The 12,614-nt window shown below is 68.8% G+C and carries 8 protein-coding genes; 2 read left to right on the plus strand and 6 right to left on the minus strand.

Annotated features, from left to right (window positions below):
* Positions 1-175 precede the first annotated feature (175 nt).
* Positions 176-628, minus strand: coding sequence for a hypothetical protein (locus H7U32_RS04875; RefSeq protein ID WP_204468577.1), 453 nt, complete (start codon positions 626-628; stop codon positions 176-178).
* A 538-nt stretch (positions 629-1,166) separates the two neighbouring features.
* Between H7U32_RS04875 and H7U32_RS04880 the strand changes: the two genes are divergently transcribed.
* Complete coding sequence (locus tag H7U32_RS04880; RefSeq protein WP_239457525.1) at positions 1,167-2,696, plus strand: MDR family MFS transporter; 1,530 nt, start codon at positions 1,167-1,169, stop codon at positions 2,694-2,696.
* 27 nt (positions 2,697-2,723) lie between these two features.
* Here H7U32_RS04880 and H7U32_RS04885 read toward each other — a convergent pair whose 3' ends face one another.
* The 3 genes from H7U32_RS04885 to H7U32_RS04895 all read right to left on the minus strand — a co-directional run bounded on the left by H7U32_RS04885 (position 2,724) and on the right by H7U32_RS04895 (position 5,821).
* Complete coding sequence (locus H7U32_RS04885) at positions 2,724-4,067, minus strand: Nramp family divalent metal transporter (protein WP_204468579.1); 1,344 nt, start codon at positions 4,065-4,067, stop codon at positions 2,724-2,726.
* 123 nt (positions 4,068-4,190) lie between these two features.
* The gene (locus H7U32_RS04890) at positions 4,191-4,952 is read right to left on the minus strand and encodes an HNH endonuclease family protein (protein ID WP_204468581.1); all 762 of its coding nucleotides are present in this window, start codon (positions 4,950-4,952) and stop codon (positions 4,191-4,193) included.
* Positions 4,952-5,821 carry an aldo/keto reductase gene (locus H7U32_RS04895; protein ID WP_204468583.1) on the minus strand — a complete coding sequence of 290 codons (870 nt, stop codon included), beginning with the start codon at positions 5,819-5,821 and terminating at the stop codon, positions 4,952-4,954. The genes H7U32_RS04890 and H7U32_RS04895 overlap by 1 nt, the downstream gene beginning before the upstream one ends.
* A gap of 185 nt (positions 5,822-6,006) precedes the next feature.
* On the opposite strand from H7U32_RS04895, the gene H7U32_RS04900 reads away from it, so the two are divergent.
* The gene (locus H7U32_RS04900; protein ID WP_204468584.1) at positions 6,007-8,229 is read left to right on the plus strand and encodes a sugar porter family MFS transporter; all 2,223 of its coding nucleotides are present in this window, start codon (positions 6,007-6,009) and stop codon (positions 8,227-8,229) included.
* A gap of 915 nt (positions 8,230-9,144) precedes the next feature.
* Here H7U32_RS04900 and H7U32_RS04905 read toward each other — a convergent pair.
* A complete protein-coding gene (locus H7U32_RS04905) occupies positions 9,145-10,203 on the minus strand; it encodes a LacI family DNA-binding transcriptional regulator (RefSeq protein WP_204468586.1) in 1,059 nt (352 codons plus the stop codon).
* Between the two features lie 169 nt (positions 10,204-10,372).
* Complete coding sequence (locus H7U32_RS04910) at positions 10,373-12,496, minus strand: beta-galactosidase (RefSeq protein WP_204468588.1); 2,124 nt, start codon at positions 12,494-12,496, stop codon at positions 10,373-10,375.
* Between the last annotated feature and the right edge of the window lie 118 nt (positions 12,497-12,614).

Genomic DNA, 12,614 nt, shown 5'->3' on the forward strand with positions numbered 1-12,614 from the left:
CAAGACCGCACCCTCGGCCCATGCCGGTGACAGCATCCAGTGGGGGGGGGGGGGAGTGCGACTTTCACTATAGCGGAACACCCCCATCTTTCCGTTACAGTCCGTTGACGCGGCTGACCGGCCGGCACCTGGCCGGCCGGTCAGTCACATCGGCGGAGAATCGAAGACCGTCGCCTCACTCGGCGTTCGCCGGGGCGGAGGCCTTCTTGCGGCCGCGCTTCTTCATCATGCCGGCCACCGCATCGGCGGTGTTGAACAGCGCGACCTTCTCATCCGCATGGACCGTGCCGTCCACGCTCTGATAGGCCACCTCGCCCTCCGGGGCCTGTGCCAGCGGCAGATACTTCTGCACCGCCACCAGCACCATCGGCTCGTGGATGGCCACGGAGGCGGTCTGCTTGCCCTCGGGCTTGCTGAAGCGCACGGCGTTCGGATCGTCCTTGCCGCACACCTGCACCGCGACCTGCTTCTTGCGGTCGTTGACCAGCACGCGCACGTACGCCGGCCAGCCCAGCGCCTCGGCGGTGTCCTTGTTGAACCGCACCACCGATTCGGTGACCGTCATCGTCACCTTGGGCACGGGCGCCGTCAGGCTCACTTCCTCGAATCCTTGCAGCACAGAGGCCATGGTATTCCGCTCCTTATATCCTGATATTCCACTATGTGTTTCACACGAGAGCCGGCCGATTCTCATATGAAAAACACCGGCCATTCCCTCTGCATTTTCCTCATGGAATACTTCTGACGAATCCCATCGTATCCACAAACCATTCTCAACGCAATTCCATCGCGCAATTCGGCAACCGTATTCAGAGTCGCAATCCGCAGAGTAAAAAAACACGGCGCATCCCGCGCCGCGGTCCGCACCCATCGGCCCAGCCTCCATGCGGCGGTCCCACATGCCGGCATCCTGTCCACCGTTCGACACTCCCGCCTGCCGTCGACCGGCGCAAGCGTATGATGCTGTGGTTGCTTTCCGCGGGGTGAACGCGGCATCAATGCGGTATGGACGCGAGATGAACCGCCGGCGCAAGCCGGGGCGAGGAAGAGGCGAGGACGTGGCATCGAACGAGAACGGCACCGAACTGACGGCGGCACAGCGGGCGGATCAACCCTCCTCCGGGAACCGGCCCTCCTCCGAGCGTCCCGCTTCCAGGCGCGGCTCTCTGGGCCGCGTCCTCACCCGGGAGGAGTCGTACCGGGACGGCCACCTCACCCACGCGGCGTTCGTCTCCATCGCGATCCTCACCTTCATCACCTTCGTCGGCAACTTCACCCAGCTGCAGCTGAGCGCGGCGCTGCCCACCATCGTCGCCGAATTCCATATCTCGGTGACCACCGGCCAGTGGCTCACCTCGGTGTTCCAGCTGGTCATGGGCGTGATGGTGCCGCTGACGGCGTTCCTCACGCGCCGCTTCTCCACGCGCCAGATCGTGATCACCTCGATGGCGGTGTTCACGCTTGGCTCGCTCTTCTCCTGGCTCGGCCCCACCTTCGTGCTGGTGCTCGCCGGCCGTCTGCTCCAGGCCGTCGGCACCGGCGTGATGTGGCCGGTGCTGCAGATCACGGTGTTCAACATCTACCCGCTGTCCAGGCGCGGCGTGGCCATGGGCACGGTGGGCATGGCCATGAGCGTGGCCCCGGCCATCGGCCCCACCTGCGGCGGCTGGCAGACCGATATGAACGGCTGGCGCTCGATCTTCCTGACGCTGACGGTGCTCGGCGCCGTGGCGCTGGTGCTCGCGACGCTGCTGCTGCGCAACTTCGGCGCCAGCGACAAGGACGCCAAGGCCGACTTCTTCTCGGTGGGCCTTTCGGTGTTCGGCTTCGGCGGCCTCATGTTCGGCTTCACCAACATCGAGGCCTACCCCTTCGCCAACCCGATGGTGTGGCTGCCCATGGCGATCGGCGTGGCCGGCGTCGTCTGGTTCGCCCTGCGCCAGATCGGCCGCCAGCGCAGGCTGGACGCCGGCACCGGCACCAAGGTGCCGCTGCTCGACCTGCTCGTGATGCGCAACCGCTCCTTCACCTACGGCACCGTGATCGCGGCGATGAGCTTCTTCGCGTTCAGCTCGATCATGGTGATCATGCCGCTGTATATCCAGGACGACCGCGGCTACTCGGCCACGATGAGCGGCCTGATCATGCTGCCCGGCGCCATCGGCCAGTGCATCTCGCAGTTCTTCGGCGGCCGCGCGCTCGACCGCTTCGGCGCCCGCCCGGTGGCGCTGACGGGCACGATCATCCTGTTCCTCGGCACGGTGGGCATGTCCCTGATCGGGCCGAGCACCTGGATCTGGTGGGTGTCGATCTGCCAGTTCGTACGCCAGATCGGCATGGGCTTCGTGCTCATGCCCATCACCACCTGGTCGCTCAACTGCCTGGAGCCCAAGGACGTGTCCGCCGGCTCCGCGGTGACGAACACGCTGCGCCAGATCGCGGGCGCGATGGGCGCGCCGGTGCTCGTCATCATCATGGAGTCACTGGCGGCCATGCGCGCCGGCCAGCTCGGCGGCGGAGCGGCCGCCACGGTGTCCGGGTCCATCTTCGGCATCCAGTGGGTGCTGCGCATCAGCGCCGTCATCTCCTTCGCGATGGTGGTGATGGTGCTCGTCGGCGTCAGGGGCGACGGCTCCGGCTCCACGCGCGACCTGGCGCACCGCGCCATCGCACGCATGCGGCACGTCGAGGTGTGAGGGAGGCCGGGCCGAAGTCCCCCGCGGCTAGCTGATGCCGAGCAGCGTGAGCGCGATGAGCGCCACGTTGAGCGCGATGATCAGCGCGGCCACCAGGATGAACACGGCGTGCTTGACCGGCCCGTCCACATACTCCCCCATGAGCTCGCGGTCATGCGTGTAGCGCATAAGCGGGATGATCGCGAACGGAATGCCGATGGACAGGATCACCTGCCCGATGACCAGCGCCTCGGTGGGGTTGGACGCGAACCACAGCACGGTCAGCCCCGGCACCAGCGTGACGATGCGGCAGGCCCACATCGGCGCCTTGATGTGCAGCAACCCGTACATGATCTCCGAGCCGGCGTAGGTGCCCACCGAGGTGGAGCTCAGCGACGAGGCGAGCAGCCCGATGGAGAAGATGGTGCCGATGACCGGCCCGAGCACGGTGACGATGGCGTGCTGGGCGCCTTCGATGGAATCGGTGCCGGTCATGCCGTACAGCGAGTTGGCGGCGAGGATGAGCAGCGCCAGGTTCACGCTGCCGGCGAGCACCAGCGCCCACACCACATCGACCTTGGAGCCGAGCAGCAGACGCTTGGTGCTGGGCTTGCGCTGCCCGCCGGAATAATGGTCGTTGACCAGCGTGGAATGCAGGTAGATGGCGTGCGGCATCACGGTGGCGCCGAGCATCGAGCTCGCCATGAGCACCGAATCCACGGTGGAGAAGCGCGGCACCAAGCCGCCGAGCACGTCCGCGGGGGACGGCGGGTCCATGAACAGCCCGGCGATGAAGCCGAAGGTGATGACCAGCAGCAGCGCGATGATGATCTTCTCGAACATCCGGTGCGTGCTGCCGCCCTGGAAGTGCAGCAGCACGGTGGACACGGCGCCGATGATGCAGCCGCCCCAGAACAGCGGGATGCCGAACAGGAGCTTCAGGGCGATGGCGCCGCCGATGAGCTCGGCCAGGTCGGTGGCGATGGCGATGACCTCCGCCTGCATGAAGAACAGGAAGCGGCCGGCGTCGCCCATGCGTTCGCCGAGCAGCTGCGGCAGCGACTTGCCGGTGACGATGCCCAGCTTGGCCGACTGGTATTGAATGAGCACGCTCATCGCGTTGGCCAGCACCAGCACCCACACCAGCAGGAAGCCGTAGCGCGCGCCGGAGGTGATGTTCGCGGCCACATTGCCCGGGTCCACATAGGCGACGGCCGCCACGAACGCCGGCCCCAGGATGCCGGCGAGCGCATGGCCGTGCCGCTGGCTGCCGGCCGTGTGCCGCGCGTCCTGCCGCTCCTCCTCGGTGTGCGGCGTCGCGTCGGTGCGCGGCGTCACAGTGGCGTCACCCGGCCCGCCGGCCCGGCCTTCCGTCCGAGTCCCGTCCTTCATATCCGTTTGCCTCCTTGTTCCGGAGACCTACCCAAGGTTCCCCAATCCGTCACCTTGGTATAGCCGTGTGAAATAACGCCATGTTACCGACGCGGACCGGGCGGCCGCCGGAGGCCGCCCGGCTCAGGAGCGGGGCAGCTCCTGGGCGGGGCAGGTGTGCAGCACGGCGCGCATCGCGTCGCGTTCGGCGCTGGTCACGCTCAGGGCGTATTCGGCTTTCACGGCGATCTGCCGGGCCACGTAGTCGCAGCGGTAGGCGCCGTTGGTGGGCAGCCAGTAGGCGGCGGAGGCGGAGCCTTTCTCACTGTTGGCCGGGCCGTCCACCGCCAGGAGGTTGCCCATGTCGTTGCCGAAGCGGTAGCGCGTGGCCTGGTCCCAGTCGCGGGCGCCGGACTGCCAGGCGTTCTCCAGCGCGACCACATGGTCGATCTGCACGGCGGCGCTGGTGGCGCGCCCCCGCTGGAAGTGGATGGTCCTGCCGGTGTACGGGTCGTCGAGCACGCCGGATTCGACGATGCACGAGCCGCGCCGGAAGGTCACGTCCGTCAGGTCGCGGGCGAGCACGTCGTCGCGCACGTCGCAGCCGTTGCCGTCCTCGTCGGTCTCCCGGTAGCCGAAGAGGTTGCGGTCGTAGCCGTCCTTGCGGGGGTGGTCGTCGACGGCGAGCCCGGCCAGCGCGTCGGCGGCCGGGCCGCTGGCCGTGAACTCGCCGGTGGCCTTGCCGACGGTGGGGCTCACCTTCGGCAGAACGAAGCCGACGCTCATCCCGACGGCGACGGCGATGACCAGCAGGATGAGCAGCCCCTCGAGCGGCCCGGTGGCGCCGGGCCGCCGGCTGAACCGAGTGGCGGGGGCGGCGCGACGGCGCCGTCGTCGGACGGCCATCAGGCGTAGGTGAAGGTCAGCGGGTCGTGCCCGGCGCGGGTGGGGCCGTCGAGCGCGTCGATCGCGGCGTGTTCCTCGGGCGTCAGAGCGAAGCCAAAGAGGTCGAGGTTCTCCCGCTGGCGGTCGGCGTGCACGGACTTGGGGATGATCACGGTGCCGTTCTCGATGTGCCAGCGCAGGATCGCCTGCGCCGGAGAGACGCCGTGCGCGGCGGCGATGCGCCCGATCGTGCCGCCGCCGGCGTTGAGGTCGGAGCCGCGGGCCATCGGCGAATAGGCTTCGACGGCGATGCCGTGCGCCTTGCAGAACGCGACGACCTCGCGCTGCTGCCAGGTGGGGTGCAGCTCGATCTGGTTGACGGTGGGCCACTCCCCCGTCTCGGCGTGCAGGCGCTCGAGGTGCTCGGGCAGGAAGTTGCACACGCCCAGGGTTTTCACGCGGCCCTCCCCGCGCAGGCGCACGAAGGCCTTCCAGGTCTCGCCGCTGCGCCAGTCGAAGGGGGTGGGCCAGTGGATCATGTACATGTCCACGTAATCGAGCCGCAGCAGGCCGAGCTGGCGGTCGAAGGCCTTGAGCGCGGAGTCGTAGCCCTGCTCGGAGTCGCGCAGCTTGGTGGTGACCCACAGGCTGGCGCGCGCCTCGCCGGCGGTGTATCCGGCGGCGGCGAGCGCACGGCCGACGCCGCCCTCGTTGTTGTAGCCGGCGGCGCCGTCGATGTGCCGGTAGCCGGCGGCGAGCGCCTCCTCGACGACCGGCTGCACCCCCTCGTCGTCGATGCGCAGCACGCCCAGGCCGACCTGCGGGATGCCGCATCCGTCGGCGAGCGTGATGTCCGGAACCGAGGCCGGGTTGGTGATGCCGTTGGTCATGGCTGTGCCTCCCAAAAGTGAGTCCGATGCTCGTCCGGCTCCCAGCCTAGCCGGTGGGCTCGGCGGCGCGCGGCGGGGCGGCGGGGCGGGCCGGCGGCGCGTCCGTGGACCGGCGGCGCCGGCGTTCACCCATCCCGGCTAGGATGAAACAGTCCCAGCCGGTTGCGGTGTGAAGAAGGAGAACGATGACCGGTCTGTTCCATGCCGTTCGCAATCCCCATAATCCGCTGGGCACACTCGCCCGGACGCGCGGCACCGGACGCTACACCTTCGGGCTGGCCCTCGCGGCCGGGCTCGCCGGGCTGCTCTACGGCTACGATACCGTCGCCATCTCCGGGGCCATCGATTTCCTGCGCGCGCACTACGGGCTCGACGCGGCGTTCGAGGGGCTCGTCATCTCCTCGGTCATGCTCGGCGGCATCGCGGGCGCGGTGGGCGCGGGCTTCCTGGCGGACCGGTTCGGCCGGCGACGCGTGCTCATGGCAGGCGCGGCGCTGTTCCTCGTCGCCTCCCTGTTCTCGGCCGCCTCGGACACGGCGTTGCAGCTCATCGTCGCGCGCATGGTCGGCGGCGTGGGCATCGGGCTGACGGCGGCGCTGGCCGTCACGTACATCACCGAATCGGCGCCCACGCATATCCGCGGCACGCTGGCGTTCTCGTACCAGCTGCTCGCCGTCTGCGGCATCTTCCTGGCCAACGTGGCCAACTACATCATCGCGGCGCGCGGCACCGACGCCTGGGACATAGCCACGGGCTGGCGGTGGATGCTCGGCATCGGCGCGGTGCCGGCGGCCGTGTTCCTCATGACGATGTGGTTCGCGCCGGAGTCGCCGCGCTTCCTCATCCAGTCCGGCCGCGTGGACGAGGGCTTCGCGGTGCTGGAGCATGTCAACGGCACGGACAAGGCGCGCACGCGCGTCACGGATGTGCAGTCGTCGATGGCGCTGGAGCGCGAGCTGGGGGCCAGCGCCGCCGACCTGTTCCGCCCGGGACTGCGCCGCGCGCTCATCGTGGGCGTATTCCTGGCGGTCGCGAACCAGGCGGTGGGCGTCAACGTCATCTCCTACTACGGACCGGTGCTGTTCAAGGGCATCGGCTACGAGGGCGACACGGGATTCCTGGCCGCCTCCTGCGTGGCGGGCGTGGAGCTGGTGGCCACGGTGGTGGGCATGTACCTGATCGACGCGGTGGGCCGCAAGCACCTCCTGGAGGCAGGGGCGGCGCTCATGGCGGTGTTCGCGGCGTGCCTGGCCGTCAGCTATTCGGCGGGCTCGCAGCTGTGGATGCTGGTGTTCGCCATGCTGTTCACCTCCACGTTCGGATTCTCGATGGGACCGGTGCCATGGGTCATGCTGCCGGAGCTGTTCCCCAACCATCTGCGCGGCCGGGCCGTGGGCCTGTGCACCGCGTTCCTGTTCCTGACGAACTGGGCGGTCGGCCAGTTCACGCCGATGCTGGTCGGTTCGGTCGGTGGAGGCGGCACCTTCGCGCTGTTCGCGCTGCTCGACCTGGCGTGCCTGGTGGGCGTGGTCAAACTGGTGCCGGAGACGATGGACCGCACGCTGGAGGACATCGAGAGCGACTGGCTGCCGCGCACGCCGGAGGCTTCGGCACGTGTGGCGCTGAGCACCGCGGACGCGCGGATCCGGCGCGCCGAGTCCACGCTGGCGCATGTGGAGAACCAGCGGATGCAGGCGCTGGGCATCATCGAACAGGCGGAGCGCGACCGCGTGGCCGCGCAGAAGCGGCTGTTCTCCCTGCAGAACGAGCGGATGCGCCGCGAGATCACACGGCGGCTGGACGAGTACCGCCGCGCTCTGCGGGAGACCGAGGAGCGCAGCGGCAGCACCGTGCATGTCACGCAGGTGCCCGGGCCGCAGGCCGACCCGATCGACAGTCTGGTGGCGCGGCGGCTGCACGCCGACAGCGTCTCCCCCGATTCCGACGACCTGGTGCAGGTGACCGGCGAGGGACCGGAGCACATCACCGCGGACATGCTGCCGTTGGAGGACCTGGCGTCGATCAACGAGGTACTGGCGAACGCGGTGCGTAGCGCGGCCGGAGCCGGGCTTGGCGCAGGGATTGGTTCGGCCGGCGCGGACGACGCGACGGGGATCGGGCTTGGCTCGGCCGGCGCGGCGGGACTTGGTTCGTCGGGCTTGGCGGGCAGAGCCGGCACGGCGGGGACGGGTCTTGGCGCGGGTGTTCACGAGGCTGGCGCGGGAACCGGCGCAGGGGACACGAGGATTGGCGCGGTAAACGTGGACAATTTCGCGGATGTGGATCTCTCCGAGCTGGACGACCTGCCGGAGGCCGACCGCCGCAAGGACGAGGCCGAGCTGCGCCGCGAGAACGAGGCGCTGCGCAACGTGCTCGACTCGCTCGACCAGCTCATACGCAAGGACTGATCCGCCACGCACCCCCTCATACGGCGAACCGTACTCTTAGCCGCAGTAAGAGTACGGTTTGCCGTACAGAAACGAAGGCTCTACGGCAAACCGTACTGTGACGGCGAGTAAGCGTACGGTTCGCCGCACTGATACGAAGGCCATGCGGCAAACCGTACGCTGAGAGCACGCAAGAGTACGGTTCGCCGTGAAAGACACGACACCTGCGTTCACTGAGGCGTGGCAGCTGACGTATCTGCGTTCGTTGGGGCGCTACAGGCCACGTATCCCGGTTCGTTGGGGCGCGGCAGACCACCTATCTCGGTTCGTTGGGGCGGATTTTCCTTGTTGCGGAGGTCTATCTGCGTTCATTGGGTCCTCAGGCTGAGGCCTATCGAGGAACCTGGCCTTGGAATTCCGCCGTTTTCGGGACTTGCCTAGATGAGGTATCACACCGGAGAGGACCCAACGAACGCAGATAGACCTCCGCACGGGCCCGAATCCGCCCCAACGAACCGAGATACCACCGTTGGGGCGCCCCATTGAATCGCAAACCACCTTCAGAACACCAACGAATGGCCACTCCATGCACAGCCCTGCGTTTAAGGATTATCCCACAGCCACGGCATGCACAGCCATGCCCCAAGGATGCCGCCCCATGCACAACTGCACAAAAGCAAAGCTATCCAGACACCGCAAGACTACGGCAAACCGTACGCTGGCGACGAGTAAGAGTACGGTTCGCCGCACAGACACCGCAAGACTGCGGCAAACCGTACACTGAGAGCGCGCAAGAGTACGGTTCGCCGCATAGAAACCGCACCCACGTGACAAACCGTACGCTGACGGCGAGTAAGAGTACGGTTCGCCGCATGGGAACCGCAGGAGTCACCGCGCTCAGCCCATGGACCCCGCCGCACGTTCAGCCCGTGGGGGTCAGCGCGTGGTCGCGCGGGCGATCACCCGCGAGGGGATGGTGAGCAGCTCCGGTTCAAGGGAGGAGCCGTCGATGCGAGCGATGATGCGCCCCACGGCGGTGGGCGCGGTCCAATCGAGCCGGGAATCCATCGTGGTCAGCGGCGTCTGCAGGTAGGCGGCCTCCTCGATGTTGTCGAAGCCGATCACCTGCACCTGCCCGGGGATCTCGCGGCCGTTCGCGGTCAGCGCGGAGACGGCGCCGATCGCCAGCTGGTCGTTGAACGCCACGATGCCGTCGAACGGCACGCCGGCATCCAGCAGCCGCTGGGTGACGCGGTAGCCGGAGCCGATTGTCCAGTCCTGGCCGGTGTATCCGACCAATCGCAGGTTGAGCGGATGCCCCTGGCGGCGGCATTCCTCGAGTACGCCGCGCAGACGCTGCTGCGCGTTGCCTTCGGTCGCCGTAAGCGCGGTCTCCTCGTCGATCAGGTCGCGCACGCCGACCACGGCGAGCTGCCGCGAACCGCGCGAGAACAGGTACCGCGCCGCCTCCGACGCCGCCTGCACGTCGTCGGGCGTCACATGGTCGCACAGGCCCCAAGTGCTGCGCGCGCCCACCACCACAAGCGGGAAGTCCACGTCCAGGTCCTCGGGAGCGATGGTCTCCACCTCGGACATCGACAGAATCAGGCCGTCGGAAACCGTGGTGTTGAACCGTGCCAGCAGGTCGCGCGCTCCCTTGGCCGAGCCTTCGGCGTAGGTGGTGACGTACACGGAGTAGCCGCGCTCGCGGGCCGCGTCGATGACGCGGTTGGCGAGCTCGGCCAGATACGGCGGGGTGAGGCTGGGCACGGCGAGCGTGATCACGCCGGTGCGGTCGCGGTTGAGGTTGCGCGCGGCGACGTTCACCTGATAGCCGAGCCGGTCGATGACCTGCTGCACGCGCAGCCGCGTCGCCTCGGCCATGCGCCCGGTGCCGTTGATGACATTCGACGCGGTTTTGAGCGACACGCCGGCTTCCTGCGCGACGTCGCGCAACGTGACGCGTCTGCCGTTGGCGCCGGTCTGCCCTGCCATACGCGCTCCGCCTTTCCGTGTTGTCCGCTCGCGCTGTCCGCCCTGCGGCGCCCTGACCTTCGCCCGTCCAGGGCGTCGGCCGCCACCTGCCGCAGGATTGCGGTTGACCGTATCCCGCGGCGTTGACATCGCCGCCCGGCCTGGCAGCCGGCCCGCCCGGCCGCCGCCGCTATGCCGCCGACGCCGCGGTCCGGACGACGACCAGGCCGTTGCGCCGCAGTGTCGCCGTGCCGTCGGGCGCGACGTCGCACCGATGCGTCACGATGCGTTCGCCGCCGACGGCCGGCAGGGCTACGGGGCCGGCGGTGCGGTTGAGGTAGAAGTCGAAGGCGACGGTGCCGTCGGGGGCCACGCGACGGGTGTGGATGAGCGAGGCGTCGCCGCCGGCATCCGCGGCGGGCAGCCGGCGAATCAGCCGCGCCAGGTCGTCGACGTCGAGGTCGCAGCCGACGTAGACCCCCCGTCCATCCCCGTAGGGATGCACGATGACGGCCGGCGTGCCGTCCAGCTCCCAGCTGGCGGCCTCGGGGCCCTCGTAGCGGGCGAGCACCTGCGCGTCCGGGGCGAGCGAGGTGACGACCTGCTGCCAGAGGCGGCTGGTCGACCCGTCGGACAGCCGCACCACGCCGGGATCGTCGGTGCCGGGATCGTCGAGGGTTCCCCCGTCGGCGGGCTCCTCACCGGAGACGATGTTGCATTCCTCGCTGCGCACGCCAAGCAGGTCGCGCAGCTGCCCCTCCCCCACGCCCGGGTAGCCGCCCAGGCCGACGCGGAAGCACCCGTCAACGAGGCCTGTGGCGTAGCCGACGACCACCGTGCCGCCGGATTCGGCGAAGCGGACGAGGCGGCGCACGTCGGCGTCGTCGAGGACGAGCACGGTGGGCAGCACCACCGTGCGGTACCCGCTCCAGTCGTCGCGCAGCGGCACCACGTCGGCGCGACGGCCAGCGTCCAGGAAGGCGCGGTACCAGTCGCGCACGTCGTGGAAGTGGGCAAGCTTCGTGGTGGGCAGCGTCTCGGACCAGGTGGCCCATTCGGATTCGGCGGAGAAGAGGATGGCCGTGTCCGCCCGCTCCAGCTCGGTGCCCTGGATGCCGGCGTCCGACAGCGCCGTCAGGAGCTGCCCCAGCTCGCACACCTCGCGGAACACGCGGCTGTCGGCGCCCGCGTGGGGCACCATCGCGGAATGAAAGGCCTCGGCCCCGGAGCGGGACTGGCGCCACTGGAAGAAGTTGACGCCGTCCGCGCCGAAGGCCACGTGGGCGAGGGAGTCGCGCACGAGTTCGCCGGCGCGTTTGCGCACGTTGAGGCTCTTCCACTGGACGGCGGAAGGGGAATGCTCCATGACGTACCAGGGGCGGCCCTGCGAGAAGCCGTCCATAAGCGCGTCGGAGCAGGCGAGCTCGTCCAGGTGCGTCGCGCCCTCGTGGAAGTAGTGGTCGTTGGAGACGAAGTCCACCTCGTCGCTCCACCGGGCGTAGTCCATCGAACACTGGTCGGTGGAGACCATGAAGTTCGTGGTCAGCGGCTTGCCTGGGCAGATCGCCTCGATGGCGTCGCGCTCGGCACGGTAGAAATCGAGGAGCATGTCGTTGCCGAAGCGTTCGAAGTCGAGCTGCTGGGCGGGATTGACCATGGAGTCGCCGCCCATGTGCCGGGGCAGCAGCACCTCGTCGAAGGACGCGACATGCTGCGACCAGAAGGAGGTGCCCCAGGCGTCGTTGAGCGCCTCGACGGTGCCGTAGCGCGCCCGGCACCAGGTGCGGAAGGCGGCCTGGGCGTCGTCGGAGTAGTCATGGCGGTTGTTCCAGCCGTATTCGTTGCCCACATGCCAGGCGGTGACGGCGGGATGGTCGCCGTAGCGCTCGGCCAGGCGGCGGCACATCGCCAGCGCGTAGTCCTTGAAGACGGGGCTGGCAGGGCTCCACGACTGGCGGGAGCCGGGGTTGATCACATGCCCGTAGCGGTCGCGCGGCAGGACCTCGGGGTGCGCCTCGTACAGCCACAGCGGCGCGGTGGCGGTGGCGGTGGACAGGTCGACGGCGATGCCGGCATCGCCGAGCTTGCCGATGATGCGGTCGAGCCAGCCGAAGTCCCACACCCCCTCGGCGGGTTCGATGCGCGCCCAGGAGAAGATCGCGAGGGCCACGGTGGTGACGTGGGCGCGGCGCATGAGTTCGATGTCCTCGTCCCACACCTCCTCGGGCCACTGGTCGGGGTTGTAGTCGCCGCCGTAGGCGATGCCGCCGCCGTCAGGCGTGAGCAGACGCGGCCAGCGGAAGGGACGTCGCATGGGAACTCCTTGGGATGATTGGGATGGCTGGGATTGTGTGTGTGGGGGGCGGAGACTCGGGTCGGGACCGAGGACCGGAATCTGGGTCTGGGTCGGGGACCGGGGTCAGGGATTGGGG

It is taken from the genome of Bifidobacterium pullorum subsp. saeculare, from assembly GCF_016899725.1.
Taxonomy (GTDB): domain Bacteria; phylum Actinomycetota; class Actinomycetes; order Actinomycetales; family Bifidobacteriaceae; genus Bifidobacterium; species Bifidobacterium pullorum_C.